17 protein-coding genes are annotated in these 21,650 nt (G+C 68.9%); 9 read left to right on the forward strand and 8 right to left on the reverse strand.

Translation table 11 applies throughout. The annotated features are described in order from the left end of the window. Positions 1-6 precede the first annotated feature (6 nt). Genes ABD378_RS21900 through ABD378_RS21910 form a run of 3 tightly spaced genes read right to left on the reverse strand, consistent with a single transcriptional unit; the run spans position 7 to position 3,505 of the window. Positions 7-1,047, reverse strand: a complete 1,041-nt coding sequence (locus ABD378_RS21900) for a ComEC/Rec2 family competence protein (RefSeq protein ID WP_344522709.1) — start codon at positions 1,045-1,047, stop codon at positions 7-9. Continuing rightward, positions 1,047-2,330: a hypothetical protein gene (locus ABD378_RS21905; RefSeq protein ID WP_344522711.1), complete on the reverse strand. Its 1,284-nt coding sequence runs from the start codon at positions 2,328-2,330 to the stop codon at positions 1,047-1,049. Before ABD378_RS21905 ends, ABD378_RS21900 begins: the two co-directional genes overlap by 1 nt. Further along, a complete protein-coding gene (locus tag ABD378_RS21910) occupies positions 2,327-3,505 on the reverse strand; it encodes a caspase family protein (protein WP_344522713.1) in 1,179 nt (392 codons plus the stop codon). Before ABD378_RS21910 ends, ABD378_RS21905 begins: the two co-directional genes overlap by 4 nt. Before the next feature lie 505 nt (positions 3,506-4,010). On the opposite strand from ABD378_RS21910, the gene ABD378_RS21915 reads away from it, so the two are divergent. From ABD378_RS21915 to ABD378_RS21925, 3 genes are read left to right on the forward strand one after another with little or no spacing between them, the layout of a single operon-like run. Next, the gene (locus ABD378_RS21915; RefSeq protein ID WP_344522715.1) at positions 4,011-4,523 is read left to right on the forward strand and encodes a hypothetical protein; all 513 of its coding nucleotides are present in this window, start codon (positions 4,011-4,013) and stop codon (positions 4,521-4,523) included. A gap of 39 nt (positions 4,524-4,562) precedes the next feature. Next, entirely contained in the window at positions 4,563-6,998 is a 2,436-nt protein-coding gene (locus ABD378_RS21920) for a WD40/YVTN/BNR-like repeat-containing protein (protein WP_344522717.1), read from the forward strand. Positions 6,999-7,055: 57 nt separating this feature from the next. Then, positions 7,056-7,772 (forward strand): TSUP family transporter, encoded by a 717-nt coding sequence (locus ABD378_RS21925; protein WP_344522719.1) that lies wholly within the window; start codon positions 7,056-7,058, stop codon positions 7,770-7,772. 117 nt (positions 7,773-7,889) lie between these two features. On the opposite strand, the gene ABD378_RS21930 is transcribed toward ABD378_RS21925, so the two are convergent. From ABD378_RS21930 to ABD378_RS21950, 5 genes are read right to left on the reverse strand one after another with little or no spacing between them, the layout of a single operon-like run. Next, positions 7,890-8,864 (reverse strand): ABC transporter ATP-binding protein, encoded by a 975-nt coding sequence (locus ABD378_RS21930; RefSeq protein ID WP_344522721.1) that lies wholly within the window; start codon positions 8,862-8,864, stop codon positions 7,890-7,892. Beyond that, the gene (locus ABD378_RS21935; RefSeq protein WP_344522723.1) at positions 8,861-9,865 is read right to left on the reverse strand and encodes an ABC transporter ATP-binding protein; all 1,005 of its coding nucleotides are present in this window, start codon (positions 9,863-9,865) and stop codon (positions 8,861-8,863) included. Before ABD378_RS21935 ends, ABD378_RS21930 begins: the two co-directional genes overlap by 4 nt. Continuing rightward, complete coding sequence (locus tag ABD378_RS21940) at positions 9,865-10,851, reverse strand: ABC transporter permease (protein ID WP_344522725.1); 987 nt, start codon at positions 10,849-10,851, stop codon at positions 9,865-9,867. Before ABD378_RS21940 ends, ABD378_RS21935 begins: the two co-directional genes overlap by 1 nt. Beyond that, positions 10,848-11,807: an ABC transporter permease gene (locus ABD378_RS21945; protein ID WP_344522727.1), complete on the reverse strand. Its 960-nt coding sequence runs from the start codon at positions 11,805-11,807 to the stop codon at positions 10,848-10,850. The genes ABD378_RS21940 and ABD378_RS21945 overlap by 4 nt, the downstream gene beginning before the upstream one ends. Before the next feature lie 14 nt (positions 11,808-11,821). Continuing rightward, on the reverse strand, positions 11,822-13,564 hold the full coding sequence (locus tag ABD378_RS21950; RefSeq protein WP_344522729.1) for an ABC transporter substrate-binding protein: 1,743 nt from the start codon (positions 13,562-13,564) through the stop codon (positions 11,822-11,824). Positions 13,565-13,826: 262 nt separating this feature from the next. Here ABD378_RS21950 and ABD378_RS21955 point away from each other — a divergent pair, with 262 nt between their 5' ends. The 6 genes from ABD378_RS21955 to ABD378_RS21980 all read left to right on the forward strand — a co-directional run bounded on the left by ABD378_RS21955 (position 13,827) and on the right by ABD378_RS21980 (position 21,617). Next, the gene (locus tag ABD378_RS21955; RefSeq protein ID WP_344522731.1) at positions 13,827-14,735 is read left to right on the forward strand and encodes a dihydrodipicolinate synthase family protein; all 909 of its coding nucleotides are present in this window, start codon (positions 13,827-13,829) and stop codon (positions 14,733-14,735) included. 34 nt (positions 14,736-14,769) lie between these two features. Beyond that, positions 14,770-15,777, forward strand: coding sequence for a proline racemase family protein (locus ABD378_RS21960; RefSeq protein WP_344522733.1), 1,008 nt, complete (start codon positions 14,770-14,772; stop codon positions 15,775-15,777). Continuing rightward, the gene (locus ABD378_RS21965) at positions 15,774-17,156 is read left to right on the forward strand and encodes an aldehyde dehydrogenase family protein (RefSeq protein ID WP_344522734.1); all 1,383 of its coding nucleotides are present in this window, start codon (positions 15,774-15,776) and stop codon (positions 17,154-17,156) included. Before ABD378_RS21960 ends, ABD378_RS21965 begins: the two co-directional genes overlap by 4 nt. A gap of 46 nt (positions 17,157-17,202) precedes the next feature. Beyond that, on the forward strand, positions 17,203-17,925 hold the full coding sequence (locus tag ABD378_RS21970) for a GntR family transcriptional regulator (protein WP_344522736.1): 723 nt from the start codon (positions 17,203-17,205) through the stop codon (positions 17,923-17,925). Between the two features lie 164 nt (positions 17,926-18,089). After that, positions 18,090-19,355: an alpha/beta fold hydrolase gene (locus tag ABD378_RS21975; protein WP_344522738.1), complete on the forward strand. Its 1,266-nt coding sequence runs from the start codon at positions 18,090-18,092 to the stop codon at positions 19,353-19,355. Positions 19,356-19,652: 297 nt separating this feature from the next. Next, a complete protein-coding gene (locus ABD378_RS21980; protein ID WP_344522740.1) occupies positions 19,653-21,617 on the forward strand; it encodes a collagenase in 1,965 nt (654 codons plus the stop codon). The last annotated feature ends 33 nt before the right edge of the window (positions 21,618-21,650 follow it).

Genomic DNA, 21,650 nt, shown 5'->3' on the forward strand with positions numbered 1-21,650 from the left:
CTGCGGTCAGAACTCCACGGTGACAAAGCCGTCCTCGTCGGCCGGTGCGGGTGCCAGCACGCGGTAGCCGAACTCCTGCTTCAGGCTGCCGAGATTCCAGTTCGCCGCCCGCCCCCGGTAGTTGAAGACGAGGTCCTTGGTCGCCCCGCCGTTCTTCAGGATCCGGGCGATGGCGATGTCGTCCGGATGGCCGTGGACCTTTCCGTTGGTGGAGATCAGGTAGCGCCCGCAGTCGAGGAGGCCGAGGAGCTCGTTCGAGAGGTTCTTGGCGCTGCCGTGGTGGGCGACCTTCATGGCGTCGATCCGCAGGCGCCCGCCCTCGTCCTCGGCGCGCGGCCGGATCGAGGCCACCAGACGCGGGTCGTCGGCGTCGCCGGTGAAGACGATCCGGGTGCCCTCGAACTCGAAAAGCAGGCCGATGCTGGTCGGATTCGTCGGTGAGGAGTCCCGCTTGAACGGCGCGGCGGCCAGCTCGTCGACGTCGATCACGCCGAAACGTTCGATGCCGGGCACCTCCTCCCTCTCCATGGGGTCCACGCCCGGGATCAGCCCGGCCTCCTTGCACTTCGTCTTCCACGTGGGAATCAGCGACTCCAGCAGACGGCGGTCCGGCGCGAGCACCTCCATCGAGGATCCGTCGTCGAACCAGGTCAGCGGATGGCCCACTTCGATGCTGCGGCCCTCGAAGGCCTCGTTCCAGGGGAGTTGTTGGGTGATGAGCGCGGTGGTGAGCTCCTCCCCTTCCACCGCGCCGAAAATCTCGCGGTCGTGAAGATGGTCGAAGCCGTTGAACCACACGTCCCCGAACTCGACCGGTCGGTCGAGGTCTTCGAGCAGCGCCAGTACGCCGAGGACGTGGTCCTGGTCGACATGGGTCACCACGAGCACGTCGATCCGGCCGTCCAGTTCGGCGAGCAGCGGCTTGATCCGCTCGTAGGTGCCGCGCCGTCCGCCGTCGAAGAGGATCCTCCGGACGAAGTCGTCGTCACCGTATTCGAGGAGCAGGCAGTCGCCGTCCTCCGCGGGCAGCATCCTGAGCCGTATCATCACGCACTCCCTTGCCGCAGGTCGAGAATCAGGAACGGCTCGCGCATGTCGGCCAGCCAGGACAGCCGGCGCGCCTGGCCGAGGCGTTCCACGCACTCGGGGTCGTCGGGGAAAGCGGAGAGCCCTTCGACGAGCCAGACCAGGCCGAGCGTATAGAACGGGATGCCGCGGTCGAAGGCCTCGATCAGCCCCTTCCGGGCCCCCTCCCTGTCCGGTGAGGCACGACGCAGCAGCCGCACCGCCCGCAGGATCGCCCCGTCGCTGAGCCAGGGGAAGGAGTCGGCGAGCCGCTCCAGCCACGGGTCCCAGTACGCCTCGCCCGTCGAGTGGTCGGTACCGATGAGGACGTAGGCGCCGGCCGCCGCCGCGAGCGGGTTCTGGAACTTGGAGTAGAGCGCCTCGACATCGGTGAAGAGCTGGGCCGCCATGTCCAGGGCTCCTTGCGCCATGTACGCGAGCCCCGCGCCGACCGCCGGGTCGCGGACGGCCACGGAGGCCGCGCTTCCGGTCGGGCTCTGCCGCAGATTGACCAGGACCTCGACCTCGCTCGTGCCCCAGGGCAGAGGGAGGGTGACAAGACGTACGGATCCGGCGGCCTCGACGACCAGGAACTGCCGCGCGCCAGGGGGCTCGCCGTGGGCTCCGACAGGCCCGTCCGGACCGAAGCGGTAGAGCGGTGTGACCGCCTCCCCGCGCACGTCGGGCGCCTTCAGGACGCGGGGCTTGCCTCGGGCGATCAGCCGGGCAACCGGGCGATCCGTCGGGTTCTCCGCCTGCGCAAGCATCGACGCGAAGGTACAACTCGTGGGGTCGGCGTCACCGACCCAGGTGGCGAGCCCGCTCAGGGCTACGGCCGCGGCCGTGGGGGAGAGGGAGGGCGAGGGGGAGGGGGCGACCATGGACCGTGAGGCGACCGACTCGGTGAGCGGGGCCTCGGAGGAACTGTGGTAGACCCGGCCCGGCTCGATGTTGCCCATGAGGTACTGCCAGGAGTGCGTCTCGTACGGCGAGTCCGTCATGTGGAACTCCACCGAAGTCTCCTCGCCCTCCACCGCCACGGCGTGCTCCGTCAGCACAAGGCCGGACGGCAGGGTCGCCGACACGACATAGCGGCCAGGTGCCACCGAGTACAGCGTGGGCTGAGGCGGACTCCCGCAGGGGATCAGGATGTTGCGCCGGTCCTTGGCTTCGAGGTCGGCCGAGTAAATGTCACCGACGATCATCGCGTCGTTGGACTCTCCCGCGGAGGAGAGGTAGAGCCTGACCGCGAGTGTGGCGCTCATGGCTTGGCCAGTCCGATGCGGAACAACGGTGGGCGGGCGTCGAGTTGGTCCTCGCGTACGTCTCCGATTCCGAGGACGGCCTCGACCTCGTATCGGCCGAACGGCAGGAACAGGGCCCACTCGCGGACGTCGGGCTCTTCGCCGGGTCCTGGCGGCGGGCGTCGCAGCTCCTCTTGCCCATCACGTCGGCAGATGAATTCGGCGAGCGCGTTGTCCTCCTTGGGCCGGCACCCGATGTACACGGGGACGACCGGGTCGCGCCTCAGCTCGTGGAAGTCGAAGTCGAACGACTCGGAGCTGACCGGTGTCGCGGCGCTCGTGAGGGTGCCCGCGAAGGAAGGCTCTTTCATGAAGCGGGTGATCGCGTGCTTCAGCGTGTCGATGGTCACCCGCCACACGCGGTCTTCGGTGTTCTCGCTCCCGGCGCCGTCGAAGCTCCGCAGCAGCGCGCTGGTGAACAGACTGACGTCGTCGGCGCGTGCGAAGGACTCCTCCCCGTGCAGGGTCGCGTAGATGGCGGCGTGCGCTCGTGGCAGGAACCCGTCGGGCCGTTCGTTCCCGGAGATCGGGACCTGTCCGAGGTTGTCCGTGCCTGCCTCCCTGACGAGTCTGTCGGAGCCGGCACGGCAGGCGTCGACGAAGAAGACCTGCTGGGCGGCCTTACAGCTTTCGAGTCCCCGGCGCAGCGCCTCGAAGTGCAATGCGCCGTTCAGCGGGCTGTTGAGGTCTGCGAATATGTCCGCCGCCAGAAGAGACGTGTCGACCCCCAGCGAGACACCGTGGCCACAGAAGTAGAAGACAAGCCGGGCCTGGTCGTGATCGCCCCGGATCTTCCACTCCTTGACGGCGGCCACGATGTTGTCGATGGTTGCCGTTTCCACAACGCGTGGCTCCCCAGCCCGCGAGTCGAGGAATGGGCTGGGATCCGCCTCGCTCAGCAGGAGCGCCAGACTCCCCAGCGGCCTCCCCGTGTCGTGGTACTCGTCGATCATCCAAGTGGCGAACTTGCGCGCCGAGAGGGGTGGCGAGGACAGCTGCCGCATCCCCACAGCACCCGGGTGGTCCGTGGGCGACGGGCCGCCGTCCAGATGCGTGTACGCCCCGACCCCGATGACGAGGGCGTGAGTGGACGCGGGCCCCGCGTTCTCGTCCAGGTGCACCGTGAAAGCGGCCATGGGACCTCCTGTGACGCACCGGCAGGCCGGTGGGAGGTATTGCTCCTATTATAGAGAGGAATGGGGGCAACTGTCCCTCGGAGGCCGTGATGGCCACGCGCCGACGGAATCAAACCACGTAGAGGGCAAGGCAGTTCGAGTTGCCGCCGTCCCCGTGCGGAGGGACGATGGAAGGGAGTTGCGGCCCACGGCCGCGCCCCGGTCCTGCTCGGTTCGGTAGGGGTTCCGTAGGGCGGCCCGCACGCGGCAGGGCTCCGAACCCGTGATCCGTGTTTCGCACTCCTGCGATGTCCCACCTGGGGGCCGGATGGCGAGAGTCCCGCGCGGCGTGGTCGATGCGCGTGGTCGACAAGCCGTCGTACACGATCACCAAGGCGCTCTGATGGCATTGGACCTGGAAAGCGGAGCGCCGCTATGGCGCCACGGGCCAAGTCTGCGGCCGTGTGCACTGCTCGCCGGGTCGGTCGTGGCCCTGCGGATCAGTCCGTCGCCGACACTGGTGGTCGTGGTGCTCGATGCTGCGACCGGTGCGGACCGCTGGACGTCCGAGCCGGTCGACCTGCCGCCATGGGCTCGTTGCACCCTCGACGACACCCGTGGTTTCACCCTGCGCACCCAGACGGACGAAGACGCCGTGATGATCCACTGGGTCGCCCGGACCTGGTACGGCGGTGGTGCCGCACCGAGCGAACGGGTCCTGAAGGAATCGACGCGCGAGGCACACGGCGCCCTGCGGGTCGATCCGGCGGGCCCTTCGGTGGAGGTGCTGCCGACGGCGGAACCGCCGGAGTCCGCCGACGCCGATGTGCCCCCCGTAGCGCAGGCGGCTCGCCCACCACAGCCGGCCGCCGATGTGCTGGACCAGAGTCAAGTCGGCGACATACGCGTGGAACTCGCCCTTCACCCCGACTCCGGCGCCATCGTCCTGAGGGCAGTGAATCCCCCCACCGCCGCGGTCAAGTGGGAGGTGGAACTGGACCACGCGACCACGAGGCGGGCGCCCAGGCTTCCGCCCTAGCCACCCCCTACACGTCCTCATCTCAGACAGGGGCGCATCATGTCCATCTCGGACGAACAGCTGGCCCAGTCGAAGCACATCAGCGTCGAGCAGGTGCAGTTGCTGTGTGCGGCCCGCGGTACGACGAACGAGACCCTCGAGGCCCTGCCCGAAGCCGCAGTTCGGCGGGCACTTCTCCGTCTCGACTATCCCGACCTGCCCACGGCCCGTGGACTCTTCCGCCTCAAGCAGGAGCAGAGCGACGACGGAAGTGTCCGACCGAACGCCCTGGGCACGGCCTACGAGCAGGGGCAGGCGCTGCTGACCGGCGAGGCCCCACCGTTGACCGCGGGCATACCGACCGGATCGAACGGTCAAAGGCCCGGGGGAGGGCCGGCCCCGACGGCCGGGGTCCAGGCGGCCCACTGGGTGTGGCTCGGCCCCGGAAACATCGGCGGGCGTACACGCGGCATCGTGATCCACCCGGTGCAGCCGGACAAGATGTGGGCCGTGAGCGCCGGGGGCGGCGTGTGGCACACCGAGGACGGCGGTGCCCAATGGGATCCCGTCGACGACTTCCTGGAGAATCTCGCTTGCGCCTGCATCACGATGGACCCCTCCGACATGTCCACGATGTACGTGGGGACCGGTGAGGCGTTCCACAATCTCGACGCCATCCGGGGCAACGGCATCTTCAGCACGACCGACGCGGTCAGCTGGAATCCGATCGCGGCCACCCAGACCCCGGACTTCCAGTTCGTGAGCCGGATCGCGGTGTCGCAGTCCGGGAAGGTCGTCCTTGCGGCCACCTCCACCGGCCTCTTCCGCAGTGCCGATCCCGCGCGGGCGACCTGGACCAGGGTCCTGGACAACCCGCTCGGCGACGTCAGATTCGATCCGCAGGACAGCAGCAAGGCGGTCGCCGGGGCGCTGCGGGACGGTGCGGCCTGGTTCAGCCGGGACGGCGGTCTCACCTGGGACCTCGCGGCCGACGGCCAGTGGAGCGGGCGGGTCGAGCTCGCCTACGCCGAGATGGACCCGGACATCGTCTACGCGTCGGTTCAGATGACCACCGGCCAGATCTGGAGGTCGCAGGACGGCGGCGCGACCTACCAGAGCAGGACGATACTGACCCCGGGCGGACTCCCGGCGGACTACCTGGGCGAGCAGGGCTGGTACGACAACACGATCTGGGCCGGGGACCCGACCGACGCGGACCTGGTACTGGTCGGCGGCATCAATCTGTGGCGCAGCACGGACGGCGGCGACCACCTCTCCGAGATCAGCACCTGGTCGGATCCCGGCTCGGCCCACGCCGACCAGCACGCCATCGTCTCGCACCCCTCCTACGACGGGGTCACCAACCGAACGGTGTTCTTCGGCAACGATGGTGGGGTGTTCAAGGCGGAGGATCTGGCGGATGTCGGAAGCGAGCCGCAGCCTCCGTTCGTGAACGGCTGGACCGAGCTGGTGAACAACTACGGTGTCACCCAGTTCTACAGCGGCGCGGGCCACGTCGGCAGCGGAAGGATCATCGGCGGAGCGCAGGACAACGGCTCGCTCATCTTCGACCCGGCGCTCGGCACCGAGGACTGGCGGACGTTCTTCGGCGGTGACGGCGGCTGGTGCGCCTCCGACCCCACCGACCCCGACGTCTTCTACGGCGAATACGTCTTCCTGAACATTCACCGCAACACCGATGGCGCCACCACCGACGACACACAGGGTGATCGCTACATCAGCGGCCAGTTCTTCAACTTCGCCACAGGCGATTGGGACTGGAAGCAGGTGCCGTTCCGCATCACGGACGCGAAGAACGAGAAGGCGCTCTTCATCGCACCGTTCGTGCTCGATCCGAACAACGAGAACCGAATCCTCGCGGGCGGTCTTTCACTGTGGCAGACGAACAACGCCAAGCAGCCCAACACCTTCACCACCGGCCCGACCTGGAAGGCGATCAAGCCCAATGCCGGCTCGAAGATCAGCGCGATCGCGGTGGCGCGCGGTGACTCGGGTGTGGTGTGGGTGGGCCACGAGGACGGCATGGTCTTCCGCACGATCAACGGCACCGCGACGACGCCCACTTGGGCACGGGTCGGAGTGACGGGCCCGAAGCCGCTGACGCCACGGCGCTTCTGTACCTGCGTCACCGTCCACCCGACGGACCCCGACACCGTCTACGTCGCGTTCGGCGGATACGAGAGCGGCAACCTGTGGGTGACCACGGACGGCGGCGCGCAGTGGACCAACCTCGCCACCGCGCTGCCCTCCGCCCCGATACGGGCCCTGGCGGTGCATCCGCGGCGGACGAAGCTGCTCTACTGCGGCACCGAGGTCGGTCTTTTCGCCAGCGAGAACGCCGGCGCGAGCTGGTCGCCCACGAACGAAGGCCCGACCAACTGCTCGGTCGACGACCTGTTCTGGATGGACGAGACGCTGGTCTGTGTGACGCACGGCCGCGGGATGTTCCGGATCGACCTGTCGGCGGTCCCATAGAGCGCCCCGGTCGTCGTGTTGGAGCCACTTCGCGGTCTGACGGACTGAGGAGCACTGATGGAGCCATTTCTGCTTCCAGTTGTGTTCTTGGCTGTGGCTGCCGCATTCACCTTGTCCGCTTCGGCCGGGTTCGGTGGCAGCCTGATTCTTGTACCCACGCTGGCGCTCGTACTTGGTACCAAGTCCGGGGTGGCGTTGGCGGCGCTACTTCTTGGTGCCAACAACCTGGTCAAGGTATTCGCCTACCGAACGACGCTCCCATTCCGCAAGGCCGCCGTCGTCATCGCCTTGGTAGCCGCAGGGTCATTCCTGGGAGCCAAGTTGCTGGAGTCCGCGCCCGAACGGGCTGTGACCCTCGCGGTCATCGTCAGCTTCGCTGCCGCGTTTCTGATCGAAACGCTCGACCTCACCCGCTGGCGGCGGTTCGGTTCCCCGGTGATGGCGTTCGCCGCGGGTGCGACGTCGGGATTCAGCGGCACATCCGGACCCCTCAAGGGGCTCGCGGTCCGCGGCCTTGCCCTGGATCGCCTCCACCTCGTCGGCGCGCTTTCCATGGCCTCACTCGTCGGGGATGCCACGAAGACCGCCGTCTGGACGGACTCCGCGCTCCTCACGGGCGGGGACTATCTCGTCGCCTTGGCGTGTCTGCCACTGATGTTCGTCGCGACGTTTTTCGGCAGGCGCTTCAACACCAGAATCGGCGAGCGTGGCTATACAGGCCTGTTCTGGACCGTGATGGCGGGCTACACCGGGCGCCTGCTGACCGGCCTGTAAGGACGAGCTGACGCCGAGTCGGTCCGCGACTGGTCGTCCCGCGCACAGTTGGGCCCCGGTTCCTGGCATCTGCCGCCGAGGAGCCGGGGCACAGCCGTGTTCAGGCCGCTGCCGTGTTCAGGCCGCTTCGGGGAAGTGGCACGACACCTGCCGCGCCGTGTCCGGCGCCGTGGTCCGCAGTGACGGTGCCTCGGTGCGGCAGATCTCCTGGGCCTTGGCGCACCGTGGGTGGAAGGTGCAGCCGGGAGGCGGAGCGGCCGGGCTCGGCGGATCACCGAGCAGGGTGATCCGCTCGCGGGCCCGCTCGGCCGCCGGGTCCGGCAGCGGGACGGCGGACAGCAGCGCCCGGGTGTACGGGTGGGCGGGGGCCGCGTACACCCGCTCCTTCTCGCCGATCTCGACGATGCGGCCCAGGTACATCACGGCGACCCGGTCGCAGACCCGCTTGACCACGGACAGGTCGTGGGCGATGAAGAGGTAGGCGAGGCCGAGTTCGTCCTGGAGCCGTTCCATCAGGTTGACGATCTGGGCCTGGACGGAGACGTCGAGGGCGGAGACCGGCTCGTCGGCGACGACGAGGCGCGGGCTCGTGGCGAGTGAGCGGGCGATGCCGATGCGCTGGGCCTGTCCGCCGGAGAACTCGTGCGGATAGCGGTCGATGTGCTCGGGGATGAGCCCCACCAGTTCCATCAGCTCGGCCGCGCGCCTGCGGGCACCATCCGCCGAACTCCCCTGTACGAGCAGCGGATCGGAGATGATCCGGGCCACCGTCTGGCGGGGGTTGAGGGAGGAATGCGGGTCCTGGAAGACCATCTGGAGGTCCTTGCGCAACGGCTTCAGTTCGCGCTGCGACAGGTGGCTGATGTCGCGCCCGTCGTATGTGAGGGTTCCCGCGGTGGGTTCCAGGAGTCGGACGATCATGCGGCCGGTGGTGGACTTGCCGCAGCCGGACTCTCCGACCAGGCCTAGTGTTTCGCCCGCCGCCACATCGAAGGAGATGCCGTCGACGGCTCGGACCGGGGCGGAGCGCCGCCTCCCTGGGAACGTCATCGTCAAGTCCTGTACGGACAACAGGGGTTCAGTAGATGTCATGAGGCCATGCCTTCGTACGCGGGGAAGTGACAGGCGGCCGGATGCCGGGCCGGTCCGTCGAGGAGCGGGAGTTCCGTCTCGCAGCGGGAGCGCGCCCCGGCGAGGACGCCGACGAGTTGGGGGCAGCGGGGCGCGAACGCGCAGCCGATGGCCGGAGTCAGCAGGGACGGCGGGCTGCCGGGGATCACCCGAAGCGGCGCGTCGTCGCTGTCGTCGAGACGGGGCAGGGAGTCGAGAAGGCCGCGCGTGTAGGGGTGGGCCGGTGTCGCGAACAGGGCGTCCGCGTCGGCCTGTTCGACGGCCCGGCCGCCGTACATCACCAGTACGTCGTGGGCGACCCGGGCCACCACCCCGAGGTCGTGGGTGATCAGGACGACCGCGAGCCCCCGGTCCTGCTGCAGCCGGGCGATCAGCTCCAGGATCTGGGCCTGGACCGTGACGTCGAGGGCGGTGGTCGGCTCGTCGGCGATGAGCAGGTCCGGCTCGCAGACGAGCGCCATGGCGATCATCACGCGTTGCCGCATGCCGCCGGAGAACTGATGCGGGTACTCGCCCGCGCGGCGGCGCGGTTCGGGGATGCCGACCTCGGCCAGGGCGTCAACGGCCCTCTCCCGTGCGGTCTTTCGCCGACTCCCGAAGTGCACCCGGTGGTGTTCGGCGACCTGCTCGCCCACCGTGTAGAAGGGGTGCAGGCTGGAGAGCGGGTCCTGGAAGACCATGGCCATCCGCCGGCCGCGCAGCCGGTTCAGTTCACGCTCGGACCGGCCGACCAGCTCCTGGCCGTCGAGGGCGACCGAGCCGGTGACCTCGGCGCCGGTGTGCAGGCCCATCACCGCCATGGACGTGACGGACTTGCCGGATCCTGACTCGCCTACGATGCCGAGGGTCTCGCCCTGCCGCACCTCGAAGCCGAGGCGGTCCACGGCCCGCACCGGACCACGCGAGGTGCGGAAAGTGACCGTCAAGTCCCGTACGGAGAGCACGGGGTGGGAAGCGCTCATCAGTACCTCACTCGTGGATCGACGACGGCGTACAGCAGGTCGACCGCCAGGTTGGCGACGACGATGAAGGTGGCGGCGAGCAGCGTGACGCCGAGGATGACCGGCTGGTCGCCGCTGGACAGCGCACCGTAGAAGAGCCGCCCGATGCCGGGAAGTCCGAAGATGGACTCGGTGATCACCGCGCCCGCGAGGAGCCCGCCCAGGTCCATCCCGAAGAGGGTGAGGATGGGCGTCATCCCGGCCCTCAGACCGTGTTTGACCACGACCTTGCGGCGCGGCAACCCCTTGGCGCGGGCGGTGCGGATGTACGGCTCCGCCATCGTCTCGATCATTGAACTGCGGCTCTGGCGCGCGTACATGGCCGCGTACAGGATGGCCAGGGCCAGCCAGGGAAGGAGCAGGTTCGAGGCCCAGTTGAGTGGGTCCGAGGTCAGCTCCACGTACTTCGGGTAGGGCAGGAGCCCGGCCGTGCGGATCAGCCCGTAGATGAGCATCATCGAGGTGAAGTAGACGGGTAGGGACGCGGCGGCGACCGCGCCGACCATCAGGGCGCGGTCGGTGAGGGTGTCCTTGTGCAGGGCGGCGGTGACGCCCGCGGTCAGACCGAGGAGCAGCCAGAGCGCCGCGGCGCCGAGCGCGAGCGACGCGGAGACCGGAAGGCGGTCCATCAGCAGGTCCCACACGTCCTGGCTGTTCTCGTACGAGTAGCCCAGGCACGGGAAGTCGCAGTGCAGTGCGTACTGTCCCGTGCCCATGGTGCGGCCGGTGAAGATGCCAGTGACGAAGTCCGCGAACTGCCGCCACAGCGGCTGGTCCAGGCCCATGTGCTCGCGGATCGCCGCCAGGCGTTCGGTGCTGCACGACTTGCCGCAGGCGGCGGCCGCCGGGTCGGACGGCAGAACGTAGAAGATGGTGAAGGTGACGGCGGCGACGGCGATCAGGACACCGATCATCGCGAGCAGCCGTCGCCCGATGTAGACGGTCATGTGCGGCTCCCCCTCGGGTCGAGCACGTCCCGCAGCGCGTCGCCGAGCAGCGTGAAGGCGAGCACGGTGAGGAAGAGGCAGATGCTGGGGACGACGAAGTACATGGGGTCGGTGTCGTAGAAGGCGACGCTCTCGGCGATCATCTGGCCCCAGGAGGGGGTGGGCGGGCGCACGCCGACGCCCAGGTAGCTCAGGGCCGCCTCGGTGGCGATCATCCCGGGGATGATCAGGGTGGTGTACGCGATGACGGGCCCCGCGACGCCCGGGAGGATGTCGCGGGTGAGGATGCGCCAGGGGCCGGAGCCGCCGACGCGGGCGGCGTCGACGTACTCGCGGTGCTTGAGCGAGAGTGTCTGACCGCGCACCACCCGGGCGATGCCGGGCCAGCCGAAGACCCCGATGACGGTGATCATCAGCGCGATCCGGTTCACGTCCCGTGCCACGGACATCATCGCGATCATGAAGATGAGGGAGGGGAAGGACATCGTCAGGTCCATCAGGCGCGAGAGCACCGTGTCGGTGCGCCCACCGAAGTAGCCGGCCGCGATCCCGGCCGCCGTGCCGGCGATCACGACGATGGCGGTGGCGGAGACGGCGATGAGCAGGGAGACCTGGCCGCCGTGTACGACCCGGGCGAACAGGTCGCGCCCGGTGACGGGTTCGACGCCGAGCCAGTGCTCGGCGGAGATGCCGCCGAGCGGGCCGATCGGCTGTCCGCCGAGGTAGGGGTCGACGGCGTTCTTGTCGAACTCCTCGGGGGACCAGCCGCCCAGCGTGCTGAGCAGTGGTGCGGCCACCGCCATGATCGCGAAGAGCGCGATCACGACGAGGGAGATCCGCACGGAGGTGCGGCGGCCGAGCTCCCGGCGGGCGAGCCGCCAGGGGCCGCTGCCCGCCGGAGCGGTCTCGGCGGCCGGTGCGGGCGTGGAGACGGAGGGGGTGGCAGTGGTGGCCATGGTGGCGGAGCTCCTCAACCCTCGCTCTTGGCGGGGTTCTTGAGACCGACCGATGCGTAGTCGAGCTGACCGCCGAAGGAGGTCTGCCCGTACGCACCCGCGATGTTGGTCCCCACCACCAGCGGCCAGCGCCGGACGAGCACGGGCACGGTCGGCGACTTGGCGAGGATCTCGCCGTCCAGCTCCTGCCAGGCCTTGACGGCCTTCTTGGCATCGGTCATCGCGGCGATCTCGTCGATCCGCTTCATGGTCGCCTTGTCGCGGAAGAGGGAGTGGTTGCCGGTGTTCCCCTTCTCCTTGATGAAGCGGCCGTCGAAGACGAAGGGCAGGAAGGTGGAGCCGGACGGGTAGTCCGGGCACCAGCCGGTGTAGACGAGGTCGGTGCGGTTCTCGGTGTCGCCGATGGTGGCGTAGAACGCGGACGGGTCGACCGTCTCGATGGTGACCTTGATGCCGGCCTTCGCGAGCGACTGCTGGATCGCCTCCGCCCGCCCCTTGTCGCCGTTGGAGACCGTCATCTTGGTGCTGAAGCCATCAGGTTTTCCGGCCTCCTTGAGCAGCTCCTTCGCCTTGTCCACATCGCCGCTGACGGGGATCTTCAGGGTGTCGGGCTGCTTGCCGCCGAAGAGGGCGGCGGGCATGTAGGCGGTGGAGGGGTCATTGAAGGCGGGGCCGCCGGATGAGGTGGTCACGGCTTCCCTGTCGAGCGCGTACTGCACGGCCTGACGGACCTTCACGTCGGCGAACGGGGCCCGTCCGGTGTGCATCTGCAGCATGTCGGTGCAGTTGGTCGACTCGGCGAGCAGCCGCTTGCGGACATCGGCCTTGGGCAGCGCCTTCACCCCGCTCTCCGGCCGCAGCGCGTACCACGGGACGGTGGAGGCGTCCGCGCCCTGGCTGGCGATCATCCGGTCGTCGATCTGATTGGGCCGCAGCCCCATCACCATGACCAGCTTGTCCGGGTACGCCTTGCGTATCGCGTCCGTCTTCGGGTCCCAGTGGGGGTTGCGGACCAGGACGATCTTCTTGTTGCGCTGATACGTCTGGATCTTGTACGGGCCCGAGGAGAAGGGGCGGTTGTCGTACCTGGGCCCGTTGTCCTTCGCCTTCGGCACCGGGGCGAAGGTGGGCATCACCGTCACGTTGGGGAACTCGGCGAAGGCCTTGCGCAGTTCGAAGACGATCGTCCTGTCGTCCGGGGTCCTGATGGAGTCCAGGTGCTTGCCGCCCGCGGGGCCCTGGTAGCCCTTGGCGCCCTTGAGGTAGCGGGCCGCGTAGTCGGCGCCGCCGGGCAGGTCCGGGGAGAAGGACCGCTCGACGTTGTACTTGACGTCCTGAGCGGTGATCGGTGTTCCGTCCTCGTACTTGACCCCTGCCTTGAGGCGGAACGTCCAGGTCTTGGCGCCGTTGGAAGAGGTGCCGAGGTCGGTCGCGAGGTCGGGGGTGAGCTCGCCGCCGGCGGTTCCGGGTGCTGCCTTGTACGACACCAGGGTGCGGTAGAGCAGACGGGTTCCGAAGTTCATGTCGCTCATGACCCAGTTGCGGGCCGGGTCGAGGTGCGTGAAGTCCGTGTTCGACAGAACGGTGAGGGTGCCGCCCTTCTGCGGCGTCCCTCCGATCACCTTGCCGATGTTGGCCGTTGCGAGGTTCTTGCCGCGGGGGCCGCCCGTCTTCTGTCCGCCGGAGCAGCCGGCCGTGCCGAGGGTGAGGGCCGCCACGAGTGTGGCGGCGAGGGCGGTACAGGTGCGCTTGTCCATGAGTGGTCACTCCGGAGCGGTAGAGCAGCCAGAGCTGGAGCTGGCTGGAATGTGACCCGTAACATAGTAATGTGAAATTGCACTGACAAGGTGTGAGGAGCTTCGTTATCCACCCGTTCCCAAGAGGTCCATAGCGGTTGGCCCTTCAACTGCGGGACCGGTAGGGCTCGTTGAGCACGGCAGCCCCTTGGCAGGGGTCAGTGCAATGTGAAATATTACTGACGACAAGGAGTGTCACATTCTCAAGAGAGGTCTCTCTGACATGACCGCCAACACCTGGAACAGCACCCGCCCATGGCGCGGCATCATGGTCGCCACCACCTTGCCCCTGCGCGACGATCTGTCCGTCGACCACAACGCCTATGCCGAGCATGTCCGCTGGCTGCTAGACAACGGCTGCGACGGTGTCGTGCCGAACGGCTCGCTCGGTGAGTACCAGACCCTCACCGACGAGGAACGGGCCCGCGTGGTGCGAACCGCCGTCGAGGCCGCGGGCGATGGGGCGCGGGTCATGCCCGGCGTCGCCGCCTACGGCAGCGGCGAGGCCCGGCGCTGGGCGGAACACGCGGCCGAGGAGGGCTGCGGCTCCGTGCTCCTGCTGCCCCCGAACGCCTACCGCGCCGACGAGCCCGCCGTACGCGCCCACTACGCCGAGGTCGCCCGCGCCGGGGTGCCGGTCGTCGCGTACAACAACCCCATCGACACCAAGGTCGACCTCACGCCGGATCTCCTCGCCCGGCTGTACCAGGACGGCAGCGTCGTCGCCGTGAAGGAGTTCACCGGTGATGTCCGCAGGGCGTACGAGCTCGCCGAACTCGCCCCGGATCTTGACCTGTTGATCGGCGCCGACGACGTCCTGCTCGAACTCGCCGTCGCCGGTGCCGTCGGCTGGATCGCCGGCTACCCCAACGCGTTCCCCGCCAGCTGCGCGGAGCTGTACCACTCCGCCCTCTCCGGAGACCTGGACACGGCTCTGCCGCTCTACAAGTCTCTGCACTCGTTGCTGCGTTGGGACTCCAAAACGGAGTTCGTTCAGTCCATCAAGCTGTCCATGGACATCGTCGGGCGCCGGGGCGGCCCCACACGCCCGCCGCGCTTCCCGCTGACCGGGGAGATCGAAGAGGGTGTGCGCGCCGCCACTGAGAAGGCCGTCGCCGACGGCCACCGCTGACCGCATTGTCCGCTGACCGAGAGGGAGGAAGCCCGTGCGTACACGCCACGTCTTCCACGCAGTCGACTCGCACACCGAGGGCATGCCCACGCGCGTGATCACCGGTGGCGTCGGGGTCATCCCCGGCACCACCATGGCCGAGCGGCGGCTGCACTTCATCGAGCACATGGACGATCTCCGGACGCTCCTGATGTACGAGCCACGCGGCCATGCCGCCATGAGCGGCGCGATCCTCCAACCACCCACCCGCCCTGACGCCGACTACGGGGTCCTCTACATCGAGGTCTCCGGACTGCTCCCGATGTGCGGGCACGGCACCATCGGGGTCGCCACCGTCCTCGTCGAGACAGGCATGGTGCCGGTGACGGAACCGGTCACCACGGTCCGGCTCGACACCCCCGCGGGGCTCGTGACCGTCGAGGTCCAGGTGTCGGACGGCGCGGCCACGGCGGTCACGTTCACCAACGTACCGGCGTTCTGTACCGCTCTGGACAGCAAGGTCACCGTGCCCGGCTACGGCACGGTCACGCACGACCTCGCGTTCGGCGGGAACTTCATCGCCTTCGTCGAACTCGACGCCCTGGGGCTGCCGTTCGACCGCGAGCGCAAGGACGACCTGCTGGCCGCCGGGCTCGCCGTCATGGACGCGATCAACGCATCGCCGCAGCGGCCCGTGCACCCCGAGCGCCCTGAGATCGCCGGAGTCAAGCACGTCTACCTGGCCGCTCCCGGCTTCGACGCCCACCACTCGCGGCACGCGATGGTCGTCCACCCCGGCTGGTTCGACCGCTCCCCGTGCGGCACGGGCACCTCGGCCCGGCTGGCGCAGCTGCACGCGCGCGGTCAACTGCCCCTCGGCCGTGACTTCGTCAACGAGTCCTTCATCGGCTCCCGCTTCACCGGCCGTCTGATCGAAGGGACCACCGTGGGCTGCGGAGTGCCCGCCGTCGTGCCGACCGTCACCGGGCGGGCATGGATCACCGGCACCGCCCAGTACTTCCTCGACCCGGACGACCCCTTCCCCGGAGGATTTCTCCTGTGACCGCCGTCGGACCCGTCCTCACCTCACACAACCCGGCCGATCCATCCGACGTACTTCTGCGGATCCCGGCGCCCGGCGCCTTCGAGACGGTCGACACCGTGGAGCGGGCCCGCGCCGCCCAGCCGGGCTGGCTGCTCGGCGGGGCCGCGGCCCGCTCGGCCGCCCTCGGTGCGGTCGCCGATGGCATCGATGCCGCACGCGCCGAGCTGGCCTCACTCGCCGTCCGCGAGGTGGGCAAGCCGCTCACCGAAGCCCGCGCCGAAGTCGCGCGCACCGCCGCGATCTGGCGCTACTACGCCCAGGCCCCGTACGAACCCGTCGGTGCGGTCCACGAGACGGCCGCGGGGCCCGGACTGCTGTTCTCCCGCCGCCGCCCGTATGGCGTTGCCGGTCTGATCACGCCCTGGAACTTCCCCTTCGCCATTCCGAGTTGGAAGTCCGCCCCGGCGCTCGCGGCGGGCAATACGGTCGTCCTCAAGCCCGCACCCGAAGCCACCGCGTGTGCGCGGCGCCTGTCCGAGATCGTCCAACACGCCGTACCCGCCGGGGTGTTCACCGTCCTGCCGGGCGGGCCGACGGAGGGCAACGCGCTCGTCTCCGCCGCCGACGTGGTCTCGTTCACAGGCTCGACCGCCGTCGGTCAAGCCGTCGTCCGCACCGCCACGGCCCGCGGCGTGCCGGTCCAGGCCGAGATGGGCGGCCTGAACGCGGCAGTCGTCCTCGCGGACGCCGACATCGGGCAGGCCGCGGCCCACATCGCCGCCTCCATCGCCGGGTACGCGGGCCAGAAGTGCACCGCCACCAGCCGCGTCATCGCGGTCGGCGCGGCCCTTGAGCCCCTGCGCGAAGCGCTCGCCGAAGCGCTGCGGGCCGTGCCCGTGGGCGACCCGACCGACCCGGCGACCGTGTGCGGGCCGCTCATCGACGAGCACGCCCGAGGCCAGGTGGGCGACGCCTGGCACGGCCTGTGCGCGTTGGCCGGCGGCACCGTGCCCGACAAACCCGGCTGGTACGCGGCCCCGACCCTGGTCGAGAAAGTCCCGGCGGGCCACCGGCTGCTGCGCGAAGAGGTCTTCGGCCCCATCGCGGCCCTGCTGCCCGCCGAAGACCTGGCCCACGCGGTGCGGATCACCAACTCCGTGCCGTACGGCCTGGTCACCTCCGTCCACACCGCCGATCTGAACACGGCGCTGAACGGCCTCGACCGACTCGACACCGGAATGATCCGGATCAACGCCCCGTCCACCGGCGTCGACTTCCACTTGCCGTTCGGCGGAGCCAAGGCGTCCAGTCACGGGCCGCGCGAACAGGGCCGTGCCGCACCGGAGTTCTACACCTCGAGCCGGACCTACACCCTGTCGCCGACAGGAGCAACGTGACATTGTATGGTAGTGGTCTGTACCAGATCGAAGGGACCACCACCGCATGGGGCACCTGAAGCACCACGACCTCAACGCCACCCGGGAGCGGCTGCGTGACCAGGTGGCCCACGCCCTGCGGGCCGCTCTGATCTCCGGTGAACTGCGCCCTGGCGAGGTGTACTCGGCGCCCACGCTCGCCGAGGACTTCGGCATCTCGGCGACGCCCGTACGTGAGGCGATGCTCGACCTGGCCCGCGAGGGACTGGTCGAGCCCGTCCGCAACAAAGGCTTCCGGGTCACCGAGGTCAATGAGCGTGACCTCGACCAGTACACGGAGATCCGCGCCTTGATCGAAGTCCCCATGATCGGCCGGATCACCCGCAGCGCGGCGCGCGAGGAACTGGAGGCGCTGCGCCCGGTCGCCGAGGAAATCGTCCGGGCGGCGCGGGACCACGACCTCATCGGCTACCTGGACGCCGACCGGCAGTTCCACCTCTCGCTCCTCGCCCTCTCGGGCAACGACCGCCTGGTCGAGACGGTCGGCGACCTGCGCAAGCGCTCCCGCCTGTACGGGCTCTCCACCCTGGACGAGCGCGGCGAGCTGATCCCTTCGGCCGAGGAGCACTTGGAGCTCCTCGACCTGATGCTCGCGGGCAACGCGAAGGCGGCGGAGAAGTGCATGTCCAAGCACCTGGGCCATGTCCGCTCCTTGTGGGCCAGCAGCGGCAGTTCCTCCTCGCCCGAGGCCAAATCGGCGGCGGGGCGCGCCCGGAAGCGTTCCGCCTGAGGCTCTGAGGCCCTGAGGCCCTGAGGCCCTGGGGTCGTGACGCGGGACGACCCCCATTACTTGGCGCTAGGCACTGGTGGGGGCTCCCCGGAAGGAGGGCGGCTCAGCCACGCCGGCGCATGCAATGTCACACACCATTACGTGCCCCGCTGTGAAAGGGACCGATGAACCCGGCGTACGCCACCACCGACCACTGCTTCACCGTCCCGCTGGACCACTCGGTCCCGCACGGCCCGACCATCGAGGTGTTCGCGCGCGAGGTCGTCGACCCGACCCGCCGCGGGGAACAACTGCCGTGGCTGCTCTATCTGCAGGGCGGCCCCGGCGGCAAGTCGCCGCGTCCTTCGGCCGGTACGCCGGGCTGGCTGCCCCAGGCGCTGAAGACGCACAGGGTGCTGCTCCTCGACCAGCGAGGCACCGGCCGCTCCACCCCGGTCACCGCGCGCACGGCATCCCGGTTCGCCTCCGCCGCCCAACTGGCCGTGTATCTGGCCCACTTCCGCGCCGACGCGATCGTGGCCGACGCAGAGCTGATACGCCGTCAACTGTGCGGCGGGGAACCCTGGGAGACGCTCGGCCAGAGCTATGGCGGCTTCATCACCCTGACGTATCTCTCGCACTCCCCGGAGGGCCTGCGGGCCTGCTACGTCACCGGCGGCCTGCCGGGTCTCACCGCGACCGCCGACGACGTGTACGCCCGCACCTACCCGCGGGTGCGGGAGCGGGTCCTCGACTTCTACGCCCGCTACCCGCACGACGCCCCACGCCTCCGCAAGATCGCCGACCTCCTCGCGGTCGATGACATCCGGCTGCCCGGCGGGGACCGCCTCACCTCCGGCCGTCTGCGTACCCTCGGCCTCGTGCTCGGCATGGGCGACGGCTTCGAGCGGATCCACTGGCTGCTCGACGAATCCCTGGACACGGACGGCGAGTTGACGGACACCTTCCTCCATCAGGTCGAGGCCCTGACCGGCTTCACCGACAACCCGCTGTTCGCCGTCATGCAGGAGACGCTGTACGGGCAAGGCTCTTCCCCGAGCGCCTGGGCGGCGTCCCGCTCGCTCGCCGGCTTCCCCGAGTTCGCCGAGGACGCGGATCCTCTCCTCCTCACCGGCGAAATGATCTACCCCTGGATGTTCCAGGAGATCAGGGGCCTGCGCCCGTTCGCGGACGCGGCAGACCTCCTGGCCCACAGAAGCGACTGGCCCCCGCTCTACGACCCTCGCCGCCTGGCCGCCAATCAGATCCCCCTGGCCGCGGCGGTCTACCACGACGACATGTACGTCGACGCAGGCCTCTCCCTGCGCACGGCACGCGAAGTCGGCGCCACCCGAGTCTGGGTCACCAATGAGTGGGAGCACGACGGCGTCACCGCCTCGGGCGGCAGCGTCCTCGCGCGCCTGATGGACCTGGCCGCGGGCCGCGCGTAAGCCGACGGTCAGTGACCCCGTCGGGCGGCGAAGTCCTCGCCACTCCACGGCAGGTCCCGCTGGCCCGCACCCATGGGGAACTCAAGTCCCTTGGCGCGGCCTCCCTTTGACGGCTCATCAATTTCTTCTCCTGCTTGCAACCCTCTTTTCACTGTGATGTGAACTGTGAAATTGTACGGTCACACTTTCGGCGGACATGACAGTTCCGGGGGTGCTCAACCTCCGCTGCCGTCATGGTCCGCACCCCCCACCGCCGTGCCCCGCGCACGGCTGCCGACTGGCCTGGAGGCCATCGCCATGCGCAGACCCCCCACCCGCAGGAACCTCGCCCAACTGCTGATACCTACCGTGGCCGCCGCCGGCCTGGCGTTCACCATGCTCGCCCCTCATGGCGCGGCGGCCCCGGCCGACGCCGGGGCACCCAAGCCCGCACCGAGGTCGGCCCTCGCCCCGCAGCCCGCCTCCGCCACCGTGCTTGCCGCCGACCTCGCCCCCGGCCACGCCGCCGACCCCGCGCGATCGGCCACGAAGGCCTCGAACTCCGCGGAGCGCCCTCCGCTCCCCGCGGCCCAGAACGCCGCAGAGCGCAAGCGAGCCCGCTCTGCGGCGAAGGCCGCGGCGGACTGCAACGTCAGCGACTTCACCTCGAAGACCGGCGCTGCCCTGGTCGAGCAGATCAAGCAGTCGGAAACCACCTGTATCAACACGCTGTTCAGCGTGACCGGTGAGGACTCCAAGGCCCTCTTCCGCGAGGAACAGATGGTCACGGTGGCGAACGCACTCAAGGACGTCGCGACCAACTACCCGGGGAACAACAGCACATCCGCAGCCCAAGTGGTTCTGTACCTGCGCGCCGGCTACTACATCCAGTACAACCAGCCGGAGAACGTCGGCGAATACGGCCCGACGCTGAAGAGCGCCATTCAGGGCGCCCTGGACGGCTTCTTCGGTTCCTCCCACGCCTTCGACGTCACTGAGGCCAACGGAGAGACCCTGTCCGAGGCGGTCATCCTGATCGACAGCTCCGAAGAGAACGCCCGCTTCCTCGACGTGGTCAAGCGTCTGCAGAAGGACTACGACGCGTCGTACGACGAGTTCTACGGAATGCTCGCGGCGGTCAACAACACCTACACCGTGCTCTTCCGCGGCCACCAGGTGCCGGAGTTCGTGGAAGCCGTGAAGGCCGACCCGAGCGTCCTCACCGGACTGCGTGACTTCGCCGTCGCCCACGACGATCTCCTCGGCACCGACAAGTCCTACCTGGCCAGCAACGCCGGACGCGAACTCGGCCGCTTCCTGCAGCACACCGACATCAAGGACACCGTCAAGCCGTTGGTCAAGGAGCTGCTCGGCCGCAGCGAGATCACGGGACGAACCGCCCCGCTCTGGGTAGGCCTCGCCGAGATGACGGACGAGTTCGACAAGGAGAACTGCGCCGAGTACGACACCTGTGGCCTACAGAACCGCGTGCGCGACGCCGTGCTGACGGTCAAGCACGCATGCGGTCCGAGCGCGAAGATCCTCGCACAGGAGCTGACCGCGTCCGAACTGTCGGCCACGTGCGACAGCATCCTCGAGCAGGACCCGGTGTTCCACGACATCGTCAAGGACAACGGCCCGGTCAAGGACGACAACAACACCAACATCGAGATCGTCGCCTTCAACTCCAGCACCGACTACAAGACGTACGCCGGTGTCGTCTTCGGCATCGACACCAACAACGGCGGCATGTACCTGGAGGGTGACCCGGCCGCCGAGGGCAACCAACCGCGCTTCATCGCCTACGAGCAGCCGGCCCAGGACGGCGCCTTCCAGATCTGGAACCTCAACCACGAGTACACCCACTACCTCGACGGCCGCTACGACATGTACGGCGACTTCGCGGCAGGGCAGACCACCCCGACAGTGATGTGGATCGAGGGCTTCGCCGAGTACGTCTCCTACTCGTACCGCGGCATCACCTACGACAGGGCGATCGAGGAAGCGGGCAAGAAGACCTACAAGCTCAGCCAGCTCTTCGGGACCACGTACGACAACGCGGACACCACCCGTATCTACCAGTGGGGCTACCTGGGCGTCCGTTACATGCTCCAGTCGCACCCCGAGGACGTGGCCACCCTGCTCGGCCACTACCGCGCAGGCGAGTACGACGCGGCCCACAGCCTGCTCCGCGACACCATCGGCACCAAGTACGACGCCGACTTCGCCGACTGGCTGAGCAAGTGCGCCGCCGGCGACTGCGGCCAACTGCCGGCCCGGTAGCGGCCGGTGACGACCGGGAGCGGCGGCGAGGAG

It is taken from the genome of Streptomyces rectiviolaceus (assembly GCF_039533825.1).
Classification (GTDB): Bacteria; Actinomycetota; Actinomycetes; order Streptomycetales; family Streptomycetaceae; genus Streptomyces; species Streptomyces rectiviolaceus.

What these genes read in the sequence shown, in the direction of transcription:
- ABD378_RS21900 (WP_344522709.1), bottom strand. Translation starts at nt 1,047, where the DNA reads ATGATACGGCTCAGGATGCTGCCCGCGGAGGACGGCGACTGCCTGCTC.
- ABD378_RS21925 (WP_344522719.1), top strand. Translation starts at nt 7,056, where the DNA reads ATGGAGCCATTTCTGCTTCCAGTTGTGTTCTTGGCTGTGGCTGCCGCA.
- ABD378_RS21935 (WP_344522723.1), bottom strand. Translation starts at nt 9,865, where the DNA reads ATGAGCGCTTCCCACCCCGTGCTCTCCGTACGGGACTTGACGGTCACT.
- ABD378_RS21970 (WP_344522736.1), top strand. Translation starts at nt 17,203, where the DNA reads ATGGGGCACCTGAAGCACCACGACCTCAACGCCACCCGGGAGCGGCTG.
- ABD378_RS21955 (WP_344522731.1), top strand. Translation starts at nt 13,827, where the DNA reads ATGACCGCCAACACCTGGAACAGCACCCGCCCATGGCGCGGCATCATG.
- ABD378_RS21940 (WP_344522725.1), bottom strand. Translation starts at nt 10,851, where the DNA reads ATGACCGTCTACATCGGGCGACGGCTGCTCGCGATGATCGGTGTCCTG.
- ABD378_RS21980 (WP_344522740.1), top strand. Translation starts at nt 19,653, where the DNA reads ATGCGCAGACCCCCCACCCGCAGGAACCTCGCCCAACTGCTGATACCT.
- ABD378_RS21945 (WP_344522727.1), bottom strand. Translation starts at nt 11,807, where the DNA reads ATGGCCACCACTGCCACCCCCTCCGTCTCCACGCCCGCACCGGCCGCC.
- ABD378_RS21975 (WP_344522738.1), top strand. Translation starts at nt 18,090, where the DNA reads ATGAACCCGGCGTACGCCACCACCGACCACTGCTTCACCGTCCCGCTG.
- ABD378_RS21905 (WP_344522711.1), bottom strand. Translation starts at nt 2,330, where the DNA reads ATGAGCGCCACACTCGCGGTCAGGCTCTACCTCTCCTCCGCGGGAGAG.
- ABD378_RS21950 (WP_344522729.1), bottom strand. Translation starts at nt 13,564, where the DNA reads ATGGACAAGCGCACCTGTACCGCCCTCGCCGCCACACTCGTGGCGGCC.
- ABD378_RS21920 (WP_344522717.1), top strand. Translation starts at nt 4,563, where the DNA reads ATGTCCATCTCGGACGAACAGCTGGCCCAGTCGAAGCACATCAGCGTC.
- ABD378_RS21930 (WP_344522721.1), bottom strand. Translation starts at nt 8,864, where the DNA reads ATGACATCTACTGAACCCCTGTTGTCCGTACAGGACTTGACGATGACG.
- ABD378_RS21910 (WP_344522713.1), bottom strand. Translation starts at nt 3,505, where the DNA reads ATGGCCGCTTTCACGGTGCACCTGGACGAGAACGCGGGGCCCGCGTCC.